The following is a 21,075-nucleotide window of genomic DNA, read 5'->3' on the forward strand; positions in this document are numbered from 1 at the left end:
AACGCTGACAAAACTTAGACAGTTTTAAATACAATAAATAACACCAGAGCTGGCTTAGGACGAGACTTTCTGGTTTACCAGAAGTTAACAGTTAAGTACTAAGTTCAAGCTCTAAGGTATAATCCTCAATCGAGCACGACTGACAATATGAGGTTCGATTTTGGAGTTTGAATTTAAACGTGACATGTTACATAACACAATAAAAAGCCATTTTTCCATGGGCCATGAAGCTCTTGGAACATGGTTAGAGCAAGAGATAAATATGGATCTTGCCTGCATATCGCGTTTATTAGACCAAATTCAGCTGCTCCAAACCCAAGGGGTGGAGCAGTTTGAATTATTAGGCGCTGAGTTTTCCTTGTTTCTTAATCAAGAAGAAGCCAAGGTAGCTGCCAACATCCTGCTATCCGATAACGACGAATTACCCGATGACATGGGCTTTTATGATGAAGAGAGCCTGGCTTTGTGTGGTTTAGAGGATTTCGAGCAGATGTTACTTTCCTACCAAAGATTTATTCAAACTGGTTATTGAACCTATTCACTCGCTCGTTGAGTAAATAAACTAAATTTTAAAACCGCGTAAATTTTTCCCCTAATCGCACTCATTTTATATGGTGTGGCAGTTTAGTACTTGGTTGGGTTAATCTTTTTCGGGAAAATTAAAAAATTACTTTTAGAAAGTTACTTTTAAAAAGTTACTTTAGATCGCAGTTTCTTCACATTTCCTTTCACAGCTTTTCCTTGCAGGCGGCGCGTTTTTGAGCCTTTGGTCGGCTTAGTAGCAATACGGCATTTTTGCACCACGTTGGCATTTTTTATTAATGCCACTAATCGCTCGATGGCATCTTGCTTATTGAAGTCTTGGCTGCGGCTACTTTGCGCCTTGATAATGATATCGCCACCTTTTGTGATGCGATGGTCACTGACCTGTTGCAGGCGCTCTTTATAGCTATCAGGAAGTGTGCTTGAGTCTAAGAAATTAAACCTTAGCTGTACCGCTGTACTGACTTTATTTACATTTTGCCCGCCTGCACCTTGGGCGCGGACAAAGGTGAATTCAACTTCTTTAAGTGGAATAAATACGCGCTCTGATACTTTAATTTTGTCCAAATGCCGTCTCTCTAATCTGCCCTACATCGCGATATTGTAACCTTTTCCTGCTTTGATGTCCTGAAGGGCTTGTTTTGCCCCGATCCTGCGCATTGTTAAAAATATGTTGCTTTAATTTGGTGCGTAAAGGTCAGTTGGATTTATCAATTTTATTTAAGTTGTTGAAATTGTTTTATTTTAATTTTTGGCACGGAGTTTGTAATAACTAGTGTAAGAAAATTAAAAAATACATGCTTAGGGAGAGTTGTTATGAAAATGATCAGTGCGATTATCAAACCATTCAAATTGGATGATGTCAGAGAAGCTGTTGCAGAAGTCGGTGTAGATGGTTTGACAGTGACAGAAGTAAGAGGGTTTGGCCGTCAGAAGGGGCACACCGAGCTGTACCGCGGCGCGGAATACAATGTCGACTTTTTACCTAAGGTAAAGCTCGATATTGCGACCAGTGAAGAAAACGTTGATCGCCTTATTGAGGCAATTACTGGCGCTGCTTATACCGGCAAAATCGGTGACGGCAAAATTTTTGTTTATGAGCTAACTCAAGTAGTACGTATCCGTACTGGTGAGCTAGACAACGAAGCACTGTAAGGGAGACAGGATCATGGAAAACACAGTGATTGAATTGCGCTTTGCGCTAGATACTTTTTACTTTTTAATGTCAGGTGTATTGGTGATGTGGATGGCCGCGGGTTTCGCGATGCTAGAAGCGGGTTTAGTGCGCTCAAAAAATACTACTGAGATTTTAACTAAGAACGTCGCGTTATACGCCATTGCTTGCACCATGTACTTGCTAGTGGGTTACAACATTATGTACGTCGATAATGCCGAGGGTGGCATCATTCCTTCTTTTGGTGCCTTGATAGGTAGCCAAGCAGATGGCGCTGACCATTCACTCGAATCTGACTTCTTCTTCCAAGTGGTATTCGTTGCAACGGCAATGTCGATTGTATCGGGTGCGGTAGCAGAGCGAATGAAGCTTTGGGCATTCCTTGCTTTCAGTGTGGCACTAACAGGCGTTATCTACCCTATTGAAGGTTACTGGACTTGGGGTGGTGGTTTCCTATCTGCTGCGGGTTTCTCTGACTTTGCTGGCTCAGGTATTGTGCATATGGCTGGCGCGGCAGCGGCACTGTCAGCAGTGTTACTACTGGGTGCTCGTCGTGGTAAATACGGTAAAAACGGTGAAGTTCACCCGATCCCGGGCTCAAACATGCCACTGGCTACTTTAGGTACATTTATTCTTTGGATGGGTTGGTTCGGCTTTAACGGTGGTTCACAGCTAATGGTTTCGGATGCCGAGAATGCAACCGCTGTTGGCAAAATCTTCCTTAATACTAATGCTGCTGCGGCGACAGGTGCCATCTTTGCGCTAGTGGTAACAAAAGTAAAATGGGGTAAAGCAGACTTAACCATGATGTTAAACGGTGCATTGGCAGGTCTAGTGGCAATAACAGCTGACCCGTTATCACCAAGCCCATTATTCGCTGCACTAATCGGTGTTGTTGCCGGTGGCCTTGTGGTGTTCAGTATCGTTGGTTTTGACAAAATCAAAATTGATGATCCAGTAGGTGCAATTTCAGTACACGGTGTGTGCGGTCTGTTTGGTCTAATGGTAGTGCCGTTCTCAAATGCAGAGACGTCGTTTACGGCCCAGTTATTTGGCGCTGCAGTTATCTTTGGTTTCGTATTCATCGCCTCATTTATTGTGTGGGCTATCTTGAAACAAACCATGGGTATCCGTGTCACAGAAGAAGAAGAAATGACCGGTATGGATATTCACGATTGTGGTGTTGATGCTTACCCAGAATTTGTAACGGTACGTCCAAGCCGTTAATTGGTAGCTTCAGTTGTGTGTTGTCTACTTTTGCCCCGATGATTCGGGGCTTTTTTGTTTTTATTATCTATGCTTATTCCTAAAAGGTATTCTAAATAGAAATGATTATTATCTGAATAAGGTGACAGCGGTAAAAATTTGTTTATAATAACCTTGATAGTAATCGTTATCATTACACTCAATTAGGAGTTATCAAGTGAAAAAAAGCTTTATTCTTGCTTCAGTCGTTTTAAGCAGTGTCTTAGCATCAACCTCTTCTTGGGCTGCAACAGAAGAAGTGAATGTATATTCTTACCGCCAATCGTTTCTAATTGAGCCTATTATGGCCAAGTTTACTGAAGAAACAGGCGTAAAAGTAAACATCGTATTTGCTAAAGATGGCCTCATTGAGCGTTTGGAGCGTGAAGGTAAGCTAAGCCCCGCTGATTTAGTGTTAACGACCGACATTAGCCGCTCAGTTGAACTAGTAGAAAAAGACTTAGTTCAACCCGTGCAAAGTGAAGCCCTAGAAGGTAATATTCCTGCCCAATATCGTGACCCTGCGGATCAATGGTTTGCCTTAACTACTCGCGTTCGTAATGTTTATTCTTCAAAAGAGCGCCTAGGTAAACAACCTGAGTTGAACTACGAAGATTTAGCCGACGCTAAATTTAAAGGTAAAATTTGTACTCGTAGCGGTAAGCATCCATACAATGTTGCACTTATCTCTTCAATGATTGCGGCTAATGGTGAAGCTAAAACCAAGCAGTGGCTTGAAGGTGTTAAGGCTAACCTAGCGCGTAAACCGCAAGGTAACGATCGCGATCAAGTAAAAGCAATTAAAGAAGGCTTTTGTGATGTTTCACTGGGTAATAATTACTACCTAGGTAAGATGTTAAACGACGAGAAGCAAGTGGCTTGGGCCAATGCGGTAGAGATTAACTTTCCCAACCAAGCTAATCGCGGCACGCACGTAAATATCAGCGGTGTTTCTTTAACTAAATTTGCACCAAACAAAGATAATGCCGTTAAACTGATGGAGTTTTTGTCTGATGATACGGCACAGAAAATATACGCCGAAGTTAACTTTGAATACCCAGTTAAGCCGGGTGTGGCTGTTTCTGAGCTAGTATCGTCTTGGGGCGAGTTTAAATCAGACTCGATTCCACTGGCTGAAATTGCTAAGCAGCGTCCAGTAGCTCTTAAACTATTAGACGAAGTTAAATTCGATTTATAAGGGTTTTTCCCTTGAGTGAATAGATGTACTCAAGATTATCATTATCTTGGATTACCAGTAGTTGGGCCATTGGCTTGCTACTGGTTTTTCCTGTTATAGCCATTATTTATCAAGGCTTACAACCCGCTGGAGATTTATTTCAGCACTTGATGGACACCGTGATGTGGGACTATATCCGCAACACGGTTTTGTTGATCCTTGGGGTTGGCGTTTTAAGCTTTGCCATGGCGATCCCCGCCGCATGGTTTATGGCCATGTGCGACATTCCCGGGCGTAAATATTTGCAGTGGGCTTTAATGTTGCCCTTGGCGATGCCAGCTTATATTGTTGCCGGTATTTATACTGAATTGCTGGATTTTGCCGGACCGGTGCAAAGTGTATTGCGAGACCTACTTGGTTGGCAAACCGCGCGTGATTATTGGTTTCCTAATATCCGCAGCTTGGGTGGCGCTATTGTGATTATCGCCAGTGTGCTGTTCCCCTATCTTTACTTATTAGCACGCACCTCATTTTTAGAGCAATCAGTTACCTTAATGCAGTCTGCTCAGTTGCTGGGCAAAACGCCGTTACAAGCCTTTTGGCGTATTAGTCTGCCGCTAGCAAGGCCTGCTATTGCGGTTGGATTATCTTTAATTGCGATGGAAACCTTAGCCGATTTTGCGACGGTTAACTTTTTTGCTGTTAACACCTTAACGCGTGCTGTGTTTGACACTTGGCAGGGCTACGGTAGCTTACATGCCGCGGCAAAAATATCGACGCTGATGCTCGTTGTGGTGGTTTTATTGTTGGCGCTGGAGCGTTTTAGTCGACGCAAACAAAAAGTATTTCAAAAAAATATGGGCCAAGAGAGTGCGCGTTTATTGCAAATGAAGCCATGGCAACAGTGGTTGGCGGCATTGTTTTGTTGGTCCTTAGTGGTGCTAGGCTTTCTGTTTCCATTTTCGATGTTGATTTATTTTGCTGCGCAATATTTTACTGATTCTTGGACCACTGAATTCATAGAATTTAGCTTAAACACCTTTTTCATTGCTGGTGTGGTTGCCGTGCTGGCCTGTCTTATCGCTATACTGGTCGGCTTGTTCCGCCGTTTGCATGTTCAGCGTGGCTCTGATATTCCCGCTCGCTTGAGCTCGATGGGGTATGCGGTGCCGGGCACTGTGTTGGCCATTGGTATATTGATTCCCTTTGGCTGGCTTGATCATAGCCTAAATGATTTGATTGAGCATTTTGGCGGTAAAGGGCCGGGGCTATTATTTAGTGGCACCATGCTGGCGTTGATTGCTGGTTATCTTGTACGCTTTACTGCCATTGCGGTCGGTGCGGTAGAAAGCAGTATCAATAAAATTCCACCTTCACTTGATATGGTGTCACGAACCTTAGGTCACTCCCCGGTGAAAATGGTGCGAAAAGTTCACATTCCATTGATTAGTAAGGGTTGTTTTACCGCTATTTTGTTGGTTTTTATTGAATCAATGAAAGAGTTACCGGCGGCGCTTATTTTACGCCCGTTTAATTTTGAAACCTTAGCGACTTATGTTTATCAGTTCGTTTCTGATGAGATGATCGAGCAGGGGGCACTGGCTGCGATAGTGATTATCTTAGTGGGTTTAGTGCCACTGATCATACTGAGTCGTTCGATCGAACAGCATTAACAGAATTTATTACGCTCTCTTTTTAAAAGGACACGCTTAGCTATGTCAGCATTGGTTATCTCAAACGTTCATTGTAGCTACAACGGCCTCGATATCTTGTCAGATATGAGTGTCACGCTAGAAGATAACGAGATCCTCTGTTTATTAGGCTCAAGTGGTTGTGGTAAAACCACGCTACTTAAAGCCATTGCGGGGTTGTTGCCATTAAAGTCGGGCGAAATAACGATCAATGGCAAAGTGGTGAATAAAACAGGTTTCCACTTGCCTCCGGAGCAACGCAAAATTGGCATGATTTTCCAAGACTACGCCTTATTTCCACATATGACAGTGATGGATAATGTGGTGTTTGGCATTGATGAGCTGCCGAAAAAAGAGCAACAAACACGTGCCCAGCAAGTGTTGGATTTGGTTAATCTGAGTGAATTCAGTGAACGCTACCCCCATCAGCTTTCAGGTGGCCAGCAACAGCGTGTGGCGATTGCACGAGCACTTGCGTACCAGCCTGATTTAATGTTGCTTGATGAGCCCTTTTCTAATATTGACAGTCAGGTTAGGCTGAAGTTGATAGCTGAAATTCGACAAATTCTCAAAAAAGCGGGAGTGAGTGCGGTGTTTGTCACTCATTCGAAGGAAGAGGCGTTTGCCTTTGCTGATAAGCTGGCGGTGCTCGACCAAGGTAGTATTGTGCAAGTCGGCACACCGGATGAGCTATATCTGCGTCCGGCCACTCGTTTTGTTGCTGATTTCCTTGGCGGTGGCAACTACTTACCAGCCACTGTGATTGATGAACACCACGTCAATACGCCTTTAGGCAGGGTGTGTAGCACCGTGGCTCATCACAAATCAGATGCGACTAGTTACGATATTTTCATTAGGCCGCAACAGATCAGCTTAACCGCTAATGATGCGGGAGCGGGGGTGGTGAGTGATGTGCAGTTTCTTGGCGCCAGCTCAAAGGTGTATGTAAAATTGGCGCAGCAAGAATTTGAGTGTCAGGTTGCGCAGCATTTTACAACGCAACAAGTAGTGGATTTAGCGGTAGAGCCTCATGAACTTATCTTATTCGATAAGCAAAGCGCCTAGTGGTCTTAGCGCATATCAAACAAGCTTTTTACTGTAAGCACTGTGCGCTGAATTTCTTTGGTATTAGTGGGAGTGATAAAAATCGTATCGTCGCCCGCTATCGTACCTAAAATACCGTCTGCTTTACTGAGCGAGTCGAGTAGCCTAGCAATCAGTTGCGCTGCACCCGGGCTGGTGCGGATAACGACTAATGCGTCGTTATAATCAATATCACTGACTAAATTTTTCAACGGACTACTGGTGGCAGGTACGCCTAACTCTGCTGGCAAACAGTAGACCATTTCAGATTTAGCATTGCGAGTACGCACCGCACCAAAGCGATTTAGCATACGAGATACTTTTGATTGATTGATATTATCAAAGCCTTGAGATTGCAGTGCACTGACAATTTCACCTTGTGAGCCGAACGTTTCTTCTTTTAAAAGGGACTTAAATGCTTCAATAAGGCGATCTTGTTTGTCGTTGTTTTTCATTAGAAATACATAATCAGTCAAAAATGAACCAATATTTTGCATAAAAAATCATTTTCTAGCAAGCGATATGGTTAGTTAGAAAGGCTAAAAGCGAGCGGTATCACCAAATAAACTTAAAAGTCTCAATAGATAGGTTGTTACAGCTCAAATTAAAGCTGATAAATACATTTAACAGGTAAATACTCGAAAATTTAGTAAAATTTCGAGTTTGATTCTGTTTAAAGGCGTCGCTGACTAAAAAACGGGATTCTAAACTAGAATAGAGTCAAGCGCTAGTTGATTTAAATAAAGGGTAAAGTGTTATGTGGCGAGTGTTGTTATTGTGTTGTTTAAGTTTTCAGAGCATTGCTGCGAGTCGGATTCAATTTGCTACTGAAGCCAGTTATCCACCTTTTGAATATTTAGATGATGCAGGGCAATTCGCCGGCTTAGATATCGATTTAGCTAACGCCCTTTGCCGCCACTTAAAAGCTGAGTGTGTATTTCATAATAAGGCGTTCGATAGTTTAATACCGGCATTACAGTTTCGTAATTATGATGCGGTGATTGCCGCACTTAATGCTACCGAAGCACGCAGCGCTTTAGTGGCATTCACTGATATATATTACGATAGTAGCGCGGTTTTTGTTGCTAAAAAAGGTGTATATAGCGGAAAAGTTAACGTTAAAAATCAAGCTGTTGGTGTGCAAAATGGTAGCCAGCAGCAGCGTTATCTTATTGAAGAAAAAGAGATGCAAGGGGCGCTGACAGTGCCTTATGCCAGCTACGCGAAGGCCTTTACCGACCTTAAAGCGGGTGATATTGATGCGGTCTTAGTAGATTTTGCTGTCGCCGAAGCTTGGCTACTGCTACCAGAAAATAACAAGTTTGAGATGGTGGGGGAAAAGATCACCGATGTGGATTTTTTTGGCCTTGGTTATGCTATAGCGGTTAACAAATCGAATAAGCGCCTGCTACGTGATTTAAATAATGCATTAAAGCAAATCAAAGCGTCAGGAGAATACAAGCGGATTATTATGAAGTACTTTCACCAATAAAAGGCAGACTTAAGCCTAGTGAACAGGAGGCAATAGCATCTATACCCAAGTTACTTCAAGATGCTTGTTCAGCGAGAATTTGTAGGCTGTTAGGCGCGACGCTGATTTGAGACATAGTCATTCTACGTTGAAAATCAGCAACAAAGCATAACAGCCTACAAAACTCGCCCTTTGGGAGCAGCTCATTATGTCCATTTTTTCGTTAAAAAGCCTCGAAAGGGAATGCCATTCCTTCGTCTTTTTGCCTCAAACTGAACAGAATGAGCGGCTCTGAATCCTGCATCTTGAAGTGTCTTAGGTATAAAAGGTGGCTCAAATGCTAATGGAATGTTAAAAAACAGATAAGTTATGGTTGGGTTTTTTATATTTGCTCACAACTTAGGGTTTCAGCTCTGTTAACAGATTGTGTTTTTTAGATGGATCTCATAGACTTTGTTTACATAATAAAAGGAATGAATCCTCACCTACACATAACGGAGACAACCACATGAAAGTTGCTGTTCTAGGCGCTGCGGGCGGTATCGGTCAAGCCCTTTCTCTTTTGCTGAAAAATGATTTGCCAGCTGGTTCAGAATTATCATTATACGATATTGCACCTGTTACCCCTGGTGTTGCAAAAGATCTTAGCCACATCCCAACTGATGTTGCGATTGAAGGCTTTGCTGGCGAAGATCCAACACCTGCACTTGTTGGTGCTGATTTGGTGCTTATTTCTGCTGGTGTAGCACGTAAGCCAGGCATGGATCGCGCGGACTTATTTAATGTAAACGCAGGTATTGTTAAAAACCTGATTGAAAAAGTAGCGGCTGCTTGTCCAAAAGCATGTATCGGTATTATCACTAACCCTGTTAACACGACTGTTGCGATTGCGCGTGAAGTGTTAAAAAATGCTGGTGTTTACGATAAGAACAAATTATTTGGTATCACTACTTTGGATGTTATCCGCTCTGAAACCTTCATCGCTGAAGCGAAAGGCTTAAAAGCAACGGATATTAAAGTTAACGTTATCGGTGGTCACTCAGGTGTTACTATCCTTCCGCTACTTTCACAAGTTCAAGGTGTTGAATTCTCTGATGAAGAAATCGCTAGCCTAACCACACGCATTCAAAACGCGGGTACTGAAGTAGTTGAAGCGAAGGCCGGTGGCGGCTCTGCAACACTTTCAATGGGTCAAGCGGCAGCGCGTTTTGGTCTGTCAGTAGTGGCAGCGCTAAACGGTAAGCAAGGTGTTGTTGAATGTACTTATGTGGATGCTGGCAGCGAGCATGCAGAGTTCTTCGCACAACCAGTATTACTTGGTAAAAACGGCGTAGAGAAAGTACTGCCTTACGGCGACATCAGCGCATTTGAACAAACAGCATTAACCGAAATGCTAGATACCCTAAAAGGTGACATTCAAAAAGGCGTGGATTTCGTTTAATTCATACTGGTTAATCCCATGTCTGCACTAGCAGCTTGTGGTTAGTGAAAAACCCCAAATATTTAGTTTGGGGTTTTATTTTATCTAGACCCAAGCAGCTTGATTTTGCAACGTATAGCTATCTCCAACCACTTGTTGTCAAAGCAATTAATAACACCTCTCAGGCTAAAAATTGATAATTCGGGTTGTTAATTTTCACCACTACTGGGTAGACTCATTGCTAGGTTAACTCTATTGGCGAATTGACATGGCTCTTGATACTGCGCAGCGGCGTAAAGCGATTTTAGAATACATTCAAAAAAATCAACAAGGTGAGGTCAGTTGGTTTGCTGAATTGTACCAAGTCTCTACTGTGACTATTCGTAACGACCTAAATTATTTAGAAAAAAAAGGATGTGTTATCCGTTGTTATGGTGGCGCGTTACTTAATAATCAATTTACCTTCGATAAACCACTGAACGACAAAAAGCAGCTCAACACCAGCATTAAAGCCAAGCTTGGCGAATACGCCGCTTCATTAATTAAAGATGGCGATAAGATCATTCTTGATTCTGGCTCGACCACTGAACAAATTGCTTACCATCTTCACTCTATGCGTCACCTTACTGTGATGACGAATGGAATCAACATCGCTTATCACCTCGCCAATCAACCTGATATAGAAGTCATGCTCACTGGTGGCACTATTCGTAAGCGTTCATATTCTATCAATGGCGCGAGTGGTGAAGGCCTGCTGTCTAGCTTTCGCTTCAATACCTTATTTTTAGGGGTAGACGGTTTTGATAAAATAGCCGGGATCACGACACCCCATCAAGGTGAAGCAGATATCAATCGAAAAATGGTTGAAGCCGCGCAACAGGTTATTGCGATCACGGATTCTTCAAAATTTAATCGGCAAAGCTTTTGCTTGATTGCGCGCCCTGAGCAACTTGCCATGCTAATCACCGACAGTGGCATTCCACCTGATTATGTTGAATACTTGACCGCTCTAGGGGTGGATGTAAGAATCGTCGACTAATTCTCCCCTGACCGTTCGCTTCTGCTATTTTTTTAGCTGCTCTTATTGTGCCTATCCCCTCATTCACCCATGGTTAACCATCTGTCTAATCGGGTTGATGTTGTTGCTTTATTCTGGTCATCAACTTAGCCAAGCTCTGGTTATGTGATCTCGCGCAGATCGCAGTTCGAAATGCTACTGTTTCTCCTCTTTCATGTCCCTCTTTCACTTTTCTGTTTCTAGAAGCCAGCATTACCGCACTTTCCTCTAATAAATATCTGCTTTCAATTGAAATGTATTACTTTCACTTTTACTGAATCGAAAGGTTTTTTGCGAAAAAACGAAACCATTTTGCTTGTGATCTAGCTTTCACTTTTATTTTTTTGGACCTGATTTAATAGCAATCAAATGAATCGAAACAAATAAATCACGAAAGTGAAATGTAACGAAAGAAGGGCGGAACAATGACTAGTTCAGAGCGAAGACAACTTATCATGGCGCATATTCGCACTCACGGTAGCGGTAAGGTCGATGAGTTTGTGGGCTTGTTTAATGTGTCTGCTGTCACTGTTCGTCATGATCTTAACGTGTTGGAAAAAGAAGGGTGCGTGTTTCGTTGTTATGGCGGTGCTAACCTTAATCCCAATTTTGCTTTCGATCAGCCCCTTTATCGTAAAGATCAACTGAACCGCAGTGCCAAGCAAAATATCGCACTGGCGGCGGCCAATTTAGTTAAGGATGGCGAAGCCATCATCCTCGATTCAGGTTCAACGATTGGCTTAATGCCGCAATATTTTGCCAATAAAAAACAATTGGTTGTAATGACCAATGCTCTCAATACTGCTTACCAACTCAGTCAGTTTGAAAACATCGACTTACATGTAGTAGGTGGACGTTTACGCCGCGCTTCTTGCTCATTGATAGGCCATCACGGCGAACAGCAAATGCGCTCTTACTTATTCGACACATTGTTTTTAGGCGTGGATGGCTTTGACCTGCACGCAGGTATTACGACACCGGATAACCATGAAGCTCAAGTTAACCGCGCCATGTGTGCCGTCGCGAGAAAGATAATCGCGGTGACAGACTCGAGCAAATTTGGCCGTAAAAGTTTTTGCATGATCAGAGCCGCTAATCAAATTGATGGGCTGGTGACTGACAGCAATATTCCTCACGAAACACATCAAGCACTGCTTGAGATGGGGGTCGATGTGATCCTCGCTGACCAAGCCGGAAATTAGGAATCATTATGACAACGTTACTTTCACTGATAGGGCAACATAAACAAGGCCGCGCCACGGGGATTTACTCGGTTTGCTCTGCGCACCCATTGGTGCTCGAAGCGGCGATTAAGCAAGCCGCTCACGATCAGCAGTTGGTTTTAATTGAAGCAACCTCGAATCAAGTCAATCAATTTGGCGGTTATACCGGAATGACACCACAAGATTTTGCTGATCATGTGTTTGCTTTGGCAGCGCGTCTCAATTTCCCTGCGCAAAACATCATCTTGGGGGGTGATCATTTAGGTCCTAACTGTTGGCAAAATCTCACCGCCAAACAAGCGATGGCATATTCATCGCAAATGATTAATGACTACGTCTGCGCTGGTTTTAAAAAGATCCATCTTGATTGCTCCATGTCGTGCGCCGATGACACCATGCCGTTAAGTGAGGCTGTGATGGCAGCGCGCGCGGCACAACTTTGTTTAGTGGCCGAGCAAGCATGGCAAAAAGTGGGTGGTGAAGCGCCGCTTTATGTTATCGGCACGGAAGTTCCCACCCCAGGTGGCGCCCTTGAATCATTGGAGCACGAGGGCATTGAAGTGACCAAACCGGAAGAAGCCTTAGCGACACTCGATGCTCATCATCAAGCTTTTAGTGATGTCGGTGTGGGTTATGTTTGGCCTCGCGTCATTGGTTTGGTGGTGCAACCTGGTGTTGAGTTTGATCATCATCATGTGCATCACTATAACAGTGACAAAGCGCAATCACTGAGCCAAATAATAGAGGGTCAACCACACCTAGTGTTTGAAGCCCACTCTACCGATTACCAGAATGCCCCTGCTTACCACCAGCTGATACAAGATCATTTCGCTATTTTAAAAGTAGGTCCAGCCCTGACTTTTGCATTACGTGAAGCCCTATATGGACTCGATCGCGCCGAGCAAGAATGGCTCGGCTCACATCATGCGTCCCATTTACGCGACACCATAGAGCAGGTGATGCATGAACAGCCTGACTATTGGCGTTCATATTACTCCAGTAAGGGCCATCAGCAGTTTCTTGATTGTAGCTATAGCTTGAGCGATCGCATTCGCTATTACTGGACCCATCCAGAAGTAAAGGCGGCGCAACAAGCACTATTTAACCACCTAGCCGCCAAGCCGCTACCGGTAACGATACTTAGCCAGTACTTGCCGAATCAGGCGAAAGCCATTGCGCAACACCAAATTCAAAACGATCCCGCTGACATAGTTATTCACAAGATCATGGAGGTGACCAAGGTCTATTCCCAAGCTTGTTATGCCAATGCAGCGATTTGTCAGGAGACTATCTAATGAACACGTTTTTAGGTTATTCACAGTCATGGCTAGAGCAACGTAATGGCATTCATACCGCAACAGAAATTAGCCAGCAGCCGCGTTTATGGCGTGCGCTGGCGGATATTCTGGTGCAGCAATATGACGCGATTAGCGCGTTCCTTGAACCGCTATGTGAGCAGCCCGCGCTGCGAATTATCTTAACTGGTGCTGGTACTTCGGCATTTGTTGGCGATGCGGCAACCCCGTTTATTCAGGCAGGGCTGAACTTTCAAGTTGAGTCTATTCCCACCACGGATATTGTCTCTAACCCAGAGCAATACCTAGATGCTAACCGACCCACGCTAATGGTGTCATTTGCGCGCTCAGGTAACAGTCCAGAAAGTGTCGCCGCGGTGGCCTTGGTAGACCAGCTAGTGCCAAATTGTCATCACCTATTCATCACTTGTAACGGTGATGGTGCCCTAGCGCGTCACGCTGAACAGGCTAATAACGCTTACTGCCTGTTGATGCCGGAAGGTTCAAACGACAATAGCTTTGCCATGACGTCCAGTTTCAGCTGCATGTTAATGTCCACATTAACCTTGTTTGGTGAGCAAACTCAGGTCCAGTGGTGTGAACAAATTGCAGCCACTGCGGCATTGTGCGAGGGCAAAATTAACCAATGGCAACAAGCTATTAAACAGCTGGCAGCGCAACCTTACGAGCGGCTAATTGTATTAGGCAGTGGTGGCTTTGCTGGGTTAGCCCGAGAGGCTTCCCTTAAGTCTCTTGAGTTGAGCGCGGGTAAAGTGATGACCAGTTTCGATTCATCACTTGGTTTTCGCCACGGTCCTAAATTTAGCATTAATGATAAAGCGTTAGTGATCCAGCTCATTTCTAGCGACCCTTATACAAGGCGTTACGACTTAGATTTGTTCAATGAGATCCGAGGCGACCAACAAACCTTAGGGCATATCGCCATTACTGAAGCCCCCCTCAACCAAGAAGGCGTGTTTGAGCTGGGCCAATTAGGCCTTGGTGACCCATGGCTCTGTTTCCCTTACATCCTATTTTGCCAAATGTTGGCTTTTGAAAAGTCACTGCAGCTTGGTTTTGGTCCAGATAACCCATGCCCCACTGGCGAGGTCAATCGCGTGGTGCAGGGTGTTGTTATTCATCAGTTTGATAATAAAAAGAATTAACAGGAGTTGAACATGCCAAATATCGTATTAAGTCGCATTGATGAGCGCTTGGTCCACGGCCAAGTCGGTGTGCAATGGGTTGGTTTTGTGGACGCCAATATTGTCATTGTTGTTAATGACGACGTTGCCCAAGACACCATTCAGCAAAACTTAATGGAAATGGTGTTGGCCGATGGCATCGCGATCCGCTTTTGGACCGTGCAAAAGACCATCGACACCATTCATAAAGCCTCAGATCGCCAACGTATTTTGTTGGTTTGTCGTTCACCTAAAGACTTTCGCCAACTGGTGGCTGCTGGCGTACCCATTAGCCAAATCAACGTTGGCAACATGCACTACGTGGAAGGAAAAAAACAAATAGCCAAAACCGTTTCGGTTGACGCCGAAGACATTGCGGAATTGGAGCAGCTAAAAGCGTTAGGGGTGAAATGTACGCTGCAAGGTGTACCCACTGAAAGCGCTACCGACCTCTTTACTCTTATCTAATAAGGATACTCGTTATGGAAATAGGATTCATACAGGCGCTGATGCTCGGCATCCTAGCCTTCTTCGCTGGACTGGATTTATTTAACGGTCTAACCCATTTTCACCGCCCAGTGGTATTGGGACCGCTGGTTGGTTTGGTGTTAGGCGATTTGCAAACCGGTATTCTGGTGGGGGGGACCTTAGAGCTGATTTGGATGGGCTTAGCGCCGCTAGCGGGCGCCCAGCCACCGAATGTGATCATCGGCACTATCGTCGGGACGGCTTTTGCTATTACCACTAAAGTTGAGCCTAACGTTGCGGTAGGGGTCGCGGTTCCTTTTGCTGTGGCGGTGCAAATGGGCATCACGTTACTCTTCTCGGCGATGTCGGCAATGATGTCTAAGTGTGATGAGTTTGCTCGATCCGCTGACAGCGACGGCATTGAACGCGTGAACTACATCGCGCTATCTGTACTGGGGGCATTCTACTTTCTATGTGCATTCTTGCCGGTTTACCTTGGCGCAGAGCACGCCGGAAAGATCGTGCAAGTGCTACCCAAAGAGCTTATTGATGGCTTAGGTGTAGCGGGCGGCATTATGCCAGCAATCGGCTTTGCCGTGCTGATGAAGATCATGATGAAGAATGTCTACATTCCTTATTTCATTCTCGGTTTTGTTGCTGCGGCTTGGCTGCAACTCCCTATTTTAGCCATCGCAGCTGCTGCAGCGGCAATGGCGATTATCGACTTTATGCGTAAACCAGAACCCACACCTGCAACAGTAACATCAGCAGAGGACTACGAAGATGGAATCTAATATAAGTAAAGATCTACCCCTACACGTGACTGACAAAGCAGTTCAGCCTGCTGCTGGTGTGGCCGCGGATGAGTATGAAAATAAAGAAATTGGCGCCGCGCTCACCAAGGCGGATATTAACAAAATGGCATGGCGCTCATTACTACTGCAGGCTTCATTTAACTACGAGCGGATGCAGGCTTCCGGCTGGCTTTACGGCTTACTGCCCGCGCTGAAGAAGATCCACACCAATAAGGCAGATCTTGCTAAAGCGATGCAAGGCCACATGGGCTTTTTCAATACCCATCCATTCTTGGTGACATTTGTCATGGGGATCGTGCTGGCGATGGAGCGTTCAAAGCAAAATATCAACAGCATTCAGAGCACTAAAATAGCCGTTGGTGCCCCCATGGGCGGGATTGGCGATGCGATGTTCTGGCTCACCTTGCTGCCCATTTGTGGTGGTATTGGTGCTGACCTTGCCTTGCAAGGCTCCATTATGGGGGCGGTGTTCTTTTTCGTGCTATTCAACGTGGTGCACTTTGGTCTTCGTTTCGGTCTTGCTCACTATGCCTATCGCATGGGGGTTGCAGCCATACCGGTCATTAAAGCCAATACCAAGAAAGTCGGTCATGCCGCGTCGATGGTGGGGATGACAGTGATTGGCGCGTTGGTTGCGACTTACGTTCGTCTATCTACTACGGCTGAAATAACCGCCGGTGATGCGGTCGTGAAACTGCAAGCTGATGTTATCGATAAGCTGATGCCAGCCTTCTTACCTTTGGTTTACACCTTGGTGATGTATGCCTTAGTAAAACGTGGTTGGAGCCCGCTAAAACTGATTGGTATTACCGTCACACTGGGTATTGCTGGCCGCTTTATGGGTTTTCTATAAACCTTAAGCCGCGTTTTTAACACGATGAAATGGGGCTGATGCGTTAGCCCCAATAAGGAATGACAAATGATAGCAGTAATTTTATCGGGTCATGGTGGGTTTGCTTCTGGTATTGCCAAAGCGGTTCATCAGGTAATAGGTGAGCAACCTCAGTTTAAATATATCGACTTTCCAGCAGAGTCGACAACCGCGCAGTTAGAAGCGCAAATGCGTGACGCTATCAGTGCGATTGATTCGGGTGACGGTATTGTATTTCTGACTGATTTATTGGGTGGCACACCTTTTCGTACCGCCTCGCTGTTAAGTCAAGGCCGTGATGATATTGAAGTAGTAACCGGCACTAACATGCAAATGACCGCTGAGATGCTACTTGAGCGTGATGAACTGAACTTGCTCGAATTTTGTGATCAAGCATTAACGTGCGGTCACCGTGGCATTACTTCACTCGCCGCTGAAATGGCATTGAAAAACGCACAAGAAGTCGAGGTAGCAGAAGATGGTATTTGATCCCTTTCGCTATCGTGCCCAGCGTTTGCTGCACGGTGACACTTGGCTCAATGATGCGGTGCTCACACTTGATAGTGATGGGGTGATTAGCGCCATTGAAGTGTTTGATTGCGCTAAACATGCAAAGGTCACTGACTTAGGTGCGGTGAGCCTGATGCCGGGAATGATTGATAGTCACGTTCATGGTGCCAAAGGCTGTGATGTGATGGATGCCAGTCATGACAGCCTTAATACCATGTCCCATTATTTTGCCAGCTTGGGAGTGACTGCCTTTGTTGCCACCACAGTGACAGCGCCAGAGGCAAAAATAGTTGCTGCTTTGCAGCAAGTTGCGCAAAGCAAGCAGCGTGGCGTGATAGGGGCTGAAATTCTCGGCGCCTATTTAGAGGGGCCTTACTTCACCGAAAAGAACAAAGGCGCCCATCCCACGGAATGGTTTCGTGAATTGTCGACTAGCGAGCTCGATAGTTTGATCTCATACAGTGACAACCAATTGGTAACGGTGGCACTGGCGCCAGAGAAGCGCGGTGCACTTGATGTTATTCGCCACTTAAAACAACAAGGCATCAAGGTGATGCTGGGCCATACCGACGCTAGCTATGATCAAGTGCAAGCGGCTTTGGATGCCGGCGCCAGTGGCATAGTGCACTGTTACAACGGGATGCGAGGGCTACATCATCGTGATCCCGGTGTTGTGGGTGCAGGGTTAACCCATGCCAATAGCTATGTCGAAATGATTGCTGATGGCCATCATGTGCATCCCGCGGCCATTGATGTTGCGCACCGCTGTTGTGGCTCGCGCATGACACTGATTACTGACGCGATGTGCGCTACGGGTATGCCAGATGGCCAATACACGCTGGGTGAATTCCAAGTTCAAATGCAACAAGGTGTGGTCACGACCGACACCGGCAGTTTAGCGGGCAGCACGCTTACTTTGCTGCAAGCAGTACAAAACATTCAACGTTGGCTCGATATGCCGCTTGAGCAAGCGTGGCTGATGGCGTCTTTGACGCCAGCCAAATCATTAGGCTTACAACATCAACTGGGCACTTTAGAAGTCGGTAAACGCGCTTCAATGGTGGCCATTCATTCCGATCTATCAATTGCAAAAACTTGGGTTAACGGGCGTCTCGTATTTGATGCCGTTGCAATGCCCAGTCAGGAGGCTTTATGTATCTAATCTCTTCTCGTGAAATGCTTAAACGCGCACTTCAAGGCGGCTACGCAGTTCCTGCTTTCAATGTGCATAACTTAGAAACGGTGCAAGTCATTGTCGAAACCGCTTCTGAAATGGGGTCGCCGGTGATCCTTGCTGGTACGCCGGGTACTTATGATTATGCGGGGACAGATTACCTTATCAGTATCTGTAAAGAGGCGGCGCATAAGCATGCTATTCCTTTGGTGCTTCATCTTGATCACCACGAAGATTTACAAGATATTCGTTACAAAGTGGAAAGCGGGATCCGCTCGGTGATGATCGATGGCTCGCACCACGCTTTTGACCAAAACATCGACATCGTGCGCTCAGTGGTCCAATACTGCAATCGTTTTGATGCCAGTGTTGAAGCGGAGCTAGGCCGCTTAGGCGGTCAAGAGGATGATCTTATTGTCGACAGCGCAGATGCCTTGATGACCGACCCTGCTGCCGCTGCTGAGTTTGTGCGTCGCACCGGTGTCGATTCACTGGCGGTAGCGATAGGGACAGCGCACGGTTTATACAAGGCTGAACCTAAATTGGACTTTGGCCGACTAGAGAAAATTCATTCTGTAGTGGATATTCCCCTTGTGCTGCACGGCGCGTCAGGGATACCTGATGAAGTGGTTCGTCGCTGTATTGACCTTGGCGTATGTAAAGTTAATGTGGCGACAGAGCTAAAGATTGCTTTTTCTGATGCGGTGAAACATCACTTTGCAGAATATCCAGATGCCAATGACCCACGTAAGTATATTACCCCGGGCAAAGCGGCAATGAAGAAAGTGGTCATAGATAAGATCCGTATGTGTGGTAGTGAAGGTAAGTTATAAACTGCTTACTGGTCTATGTGTGTTAGCTCTATACCTTTCTGAATAAAATCAAGGTGCTGAATTATCAGCACCTTTTTATTTAAATTAACCCGAATCTTGGATAAGCTAAATAGTATGCTTTCCTGCAAAAACGCTGTGAATATGTCCCTATAAGCTTTGCGTTTTCATCCCTGAAAACGAAATTTTGCTGTAAAACATACTTTATCTTGCTGCGTTAGGCTTAAACAGAGCTGAGGTTAAATTAACCCGAGTTCTGGTTAAGCGAAATAGTATGTTTCCCGTGCAAACATTGCTGTTAGAGTTGGTGTTACTTCTTCCACCAGACATTAATCAGTGCGCCCAGCATAATAAAGCCACCGCCAATCCAGCTCCAAATCGACGGCAGTTCGCTGAACAAAAACCAACCTAACAACATTGAAAACAGCACTTGGATATATGAATAAGCGGTCGCTTTACTGGCCGATTCTGACTGCATCGCCTTGGTTAAGCCAATTTGTCCCACTTGAGTAAAAATACCGACAAACAGCAATAACACTAACGCTTCAGGTGGCGGAATGACAAAATCATCGCCCAATAGCACCAGTGATAGCGGCAAGGCAATCAGCGGGAAGTAAAAAATGATCACAGAGCTATCTTCTAAGCGGCTGAGCTTTCGTACTATCACATAAGCAATAGCGCTACCAAAAGCGCCAAGTAGGGCAACGCCGATACTAAACCAAGGTAAGCCTGCGGCAGGATCAAGGCCAAGGCCGGGGCTGATTATAATGCCAAGACCTAGTAAGCTGAATAAGATACACAGCTTGGTGGAGTGTAAAATGGGCTCTTTTAAAAATATCAACGCGAGCACTGCGGTAAACACTGGGTGTAAGTACTGTAATAGAGTCGCTTCGGCCAGTGGCAGGGTGGTGATGGAATAATAAACACAAATTAGTGCTAGCGCCCCGACGCCACCGCGGGCAAAGAGCCAGCCTTTATTGTTACCCCAAATCGAGATTTTCTTGCGTCTCACATCACCATAGCTTAATGCCACTGATACCAACGCTCTGGCGGCAACAATTTCTAACACCGGAATGTGATATTGGCTCACCAACTTCACACAGGCCGACATCAGTGAAAAGCCAAGTGCAGAAAGCAGCATAAAGCGCACGCTAAGAGGCAGTTGGGTGAAAGTATTCAGTAACATATTGGCCATGATCATAAGGAAAGGTCAATATGGTAACAGGCTATAACGCAAAAAAGCAGCCAAAGCTGCTTCCATCATGCTATAGAGGGGTTTTATCAGCTATCAGATTCGGTATCAGCCATGCGAATTATTTTTAAAAATCGTTTTGGATAGCCACTTTTGTAATAATTCGTTTCGGAAACGCCAAAGTGTTTCTTAGATGATGAGCTGTGCAAAAACATCAGTTTACCGTCGTCAACTTCGCTGATAATACCAGCATGGCCGGGTTGTCTTATTTTGGCATCCGTTCCGGTAAATACAATCAAGTCGCCTACTTGCGCTTCTTCTATCGACACTTCACGGTCAAATAAGGTGTGGTAAGCACGGGTAACGCGAGGAATACTGATATCGAACTTGTTGTAAACGTATTTAATGTAACCCGAGCAATCAAAGCCAGAAGGCGTTGCGCCGCCCCAAACATATTCGGTGCCTTTAAACTGGCGAGCAAAGTCAATAATATCGCTACTTGCATGGACAAAGCTGGTAGGAACGAGTAAAGCAACAATGAGTGGTAATTTCTTCAATGCACTAAATGACATAAACAATCCAAACGTTAAAAAATGAATAATATTCGCGGCTAAAAGCAAGGCAAAAAAAGCGAACTCTGTTTTGAGTCCGC

22 protein-coding genes are annotated in these 21,075 nt (G+C 45.1%); 18 read left to right on the top strand and 4 right to left on the bottom strand.

Features of this window, described 5'->3' with window-relative positions:
- The first annotated feature begins 160 nt into the window (after positions 1 to 160).
- Entirely contained in the window at positions 161 to 532 is a 372-nt protein-coding gene (locus tag K6Y31_RS09315; RefSeq protein ID WP_233052520.1) for a YacL family protein, read from the top strand.
- Between the two features lie 155 nt (positions 533 to 687).
- Here K6Y31_RS09315 and arfB read toward each other — a convergent pair whose 3' ends face one another.
- Entirely contained in the window at positions 688 to 1,110 is a 423-nt protein-coding gene (arfB, locus tag K6Y31_RS09320) for an alternative ribosome rescue aminoacyl-tRNA hydrolase ArfB (RefSeq protein ID WP_233052521.1), read from the bottom strand.
- Positions 1,111 to 1,359: 249 nt separating this feature from the next.
- Between arfB and glnK the strand changes: the two genes are divergently transcribed.
- From glnK to K6Y31_RS09345, 5 genes are all read left to right on the top strand, one after another.
- Entirely contained in the window at positions 1,360 to 1,698 is a 339-nt protein-coding gene (glnK, locus tag K6Y31_RS09325) for a P-II family nitrogen regulator (RefSeq protein ID WP_233052522.1), read from the top strand.
- A gap of 13 nt (positions 1,699 to 1,711) precedes the next feature.
- A complete protein-coding gene (locus tag K6Y31_RS09330; protein WP_233052523.1) occupies positions 1,712 to 2,944 on the top strand; it encodes an ammonium transporter in 1,233 nt (410 codons plus the stop codon).
- Positions 2,945 to 3,155: 211 nt separating this feature from the next.
- A complete protein-coding gene (locus K6Y31_RS09335; RefSeq protein WP_233052680.1) occupies positions 3,156 to 4,160 on the top strand; it encodes a Fe(3+) ABC transporter substrate-binding protein in 1,005 nt (334 codons plus the stop codon).
- Positions 4,161 to 4,183: 23 nt separating this feature from the next.
- A complete protein-coding gene (locus K6Y31_RS09340) occupies positions 4,184 to 5,812 on the top strand; it encodes an ABC transporter permease (RefSeq protein ID WP_233052524.1) in 1,629 nt (542 codons plus the stop codon).
- A gap of 42 nt (positions 5,813 to 5,854) precedes the next feature.
- Positions 5,855 to 6,895 (top strand): ABC transporter ATP-binding protein, encoded by a 1,041-nt coding sequence (locus K6Y31_RS09345; RefSeq protein ID WP_233052525.1) that lies wholly within the window; start codon positions 5,855 to 5,857, stop codon positions 6,893 to 6,895.
- Between the two features lie 5 nt (positions 6,896 to 6,900).
- Here K6Y31_RS09345 and argR read toward each other — a convergent pair whose 3' ends face one another.
- Positions 6,901 to 7,368: a transcriptional regulator ArgR gene (argR, locus tag K6Y31_RS09350; protein ID WP_233052681.1), complete on the bottom strand. Its 468-nt coding sequence runs from the start codon at positions 7,366 to 7,368 to the stop codon at positions 6,901 to 6,903.
- A gap of 302 nt (positions 7,369 to 7,670) precedes the next feature.
- On the opposite strand from argR, the gene K6Y31_RS09355 reads away from it, so the two are divergent.
- The 12 genes from K6Y31_RS09355 (at position 7,671) to K6Y31_RS09410 (ending at position 19,234) form a co-directional block, all read left to right on the top strand.
- Positions 7,671 to 8,405 (top strand): transporter substrate-binding domain-containing protein, encoded by a 735-nt coding sequence (locus K6Y31_RS09355; protein ID WP_233052526.1) that lies wholly within the window; start codon positions 7,671 to 7,673, stop codon positions 8,403 to 8,405.
- Positions 8,406 to 8,892: 487 nt separating this feature from the next.
- Complete coding sequence (gene mdh / locus K6Y31_RS09360; RefSeq protein WP_233052527.1) at positions 8,893 to 9,825, top strand: malate dehydrogenase; 933 nt, start codon at positions 8,893 to 8,895, stop codon at positions 9,823 to 9,825.
- A gap of 247 nt (positions 9,826 to 10,072) precedes the next feature.
- Entirely contained in the window at positions 10,073 to 10,843 is a 771-nt protein-coding gene (agaR, locus tag K6Y31_RS09365) for a transcriptional repressor AgaR (protein ID WP_233052528.1), read from the top strand.
- 443 nt (positions 10,844 to 11,286) lie between these two features.
- Positions 11,287 to 12,063, top strand: a complete 777-nt coding sequence (agaR, locus tag K6Y31_RS09370; RefSeq protein WP_233052529.1) for a transcriptional repressor AgaR — start codon at positions 11,287 to 11,289, stop codon at positions 12,061 to 12,063.
- 8 nt (positions 12,064 to 12,071) lie between these two features.
- Positions 12,072 to 13,379, top strand: a complete 1,308-nt coding sequence (locus K6Y31_RS09375) for a D-tagatose-bisphosphate aldolase, class II, non-catalytic subunit (RefSeq protein ID WP_233052530.1) — start codon at positions 12,072 to 12,074, stop codon at positions 13,377 to 13,379.
- Positions 13,379 to 14,545, top strand: coding sequence for an SIS domain-containing protein (locus K6Y31_RS09380; protein WP_233052531.1), 1,167 nt, complete (start codon positions 13,379 to 13,381; stop codon positions 14,543 to 14,545). Before K6Y31_RS09375 ends, K6Y31_RS09380 begins: the two co-directional genes overlap by 1 nt.
- Positions 14,546 to 14,557: 12 nt before the next feature.
- The gene (agaV, locus tag K6Y31_RS09385; protein ID WP_233052532.1) at positions 14,558 to 15,031 is read left to right on the top strand and encodes a PTS N-acetylgalactosamine transporter subunit IIB; all 474 of its coding nucleotides are present in this window, start codon (positions 14,558 to 14,560) and stop codon (positions 15,029 to 15,031) included.
- Positions 15,032 to 15,045: 14 nt separating this feature from the next.
- Complete coding sequence (agaW, locus tag K6Y31_RS09390) at positions 15,046 to 15,825, top strand: PTS N-acetylgalactosamine transporter subunit IIC (RefSeq protein WP_233052533.1); 780 nt, start codon at positions 15,046 to 15,048, stop codon at positions 15,823 to 15,825.
- Positions 15,815 to 16,699: a PTS N-acetylgalactosamine transporter subunit IID gene (gene agaE / locus K6Y31_RS09395; RefSeq protein WP_233052534.1), complete on the top strand. Its 885-nt coding sequence runs from the start codon at positions 15,815 to 15,817 to the stop codon at positions 16,697 to 16,699. Before agaW ends, agaE begins: the two co-directional genes overlap by 11 nt.
- Positions 16,700 to 16,765: 66 nt before the next feature.
- A complete protein-coding gene (agaF, locus tag K6Y31_RS09400; protein WP_233052535.1) occupies positions 16,766 to 17,206 on the top strand; it encodes a PTS galactosamine/N-acetylgalactosamine transporter subunit IIA in 441 nt (146 codons plus the stop codon).
- Positions 17,196 to 18,389, top strand: coding sequence for an N-acetylglucosamine-6-phosphate deacetylase (gene nagA / locus K6Y31_RS09405; protein ID WP_233052536.1), 1,194 nt, complete (start codon positions 17,196 to 17,198; stop codon positions 18,387 to 18,389). The genes agaF and nagA overlap by 11 nt, the downstream gene beginning before the upstream one ends.
- Positions 18,380 to 19,234 (top strand): tagatose bisphosphate family class II aldolase, encoded by an 855-nt coding sequence (locus K6Y31_RS09410; protein ID WP_233052537.1) that lies wholly within the window; start codon positions 18,380 to 18,382, stop codon positions 19,232 to 19,234. Before nagA ends, K6Y31_RS09410 begins: the two co-directional genes overlap by 10 nt.
- 307 nt (positions 19,235 to 19,541) lie before the next feature.
- Here the strand turns inward: K6Y31_RS09410 and K6Y31_RS09415 are convergent, their stop codons facing one another.
- Positions 19,542 to 20,426 carry a DMT family transporter gene (locus tag K6Y31_RS09415; protein ID WP_233052682.1) on the bottom strand — a complete coding sequence of 295 codons (885 nt, stop codon included), beginning with the start codon at positions 20,424 to 20,426 and terminating at the stop codon, positions 19,542 to 19,544.
- Positions 20,427 to 20,512: 86 nt separating this feature from the next.
- Positions 20,513 to 20,995 carry a C40 family peptidase gene (locus K6Y31_RS09420; protein WP_233052538.1) on the bottom strand — a complete coding sequence of 161 codons (483 nt, stop codon included), beginning with the start codon at positions 20,993 to 20,995 and terminating at the stop codon, positions 20,513 to 20,515.
- Positions 20,996 to 21,075 lie beyond the last annotated feature (80 nt).

The sequence above is a fragment of the Motilimonas cestriensis genome (assembly GCF_021295315.1).
Classification (GTDB): domain Bacteria; phylum Pseudomonadota; class Gammaproteobacteria; order Enterobacterales; family CBDFNC01; genus Motilimonas; species Motilimonas cestriensis.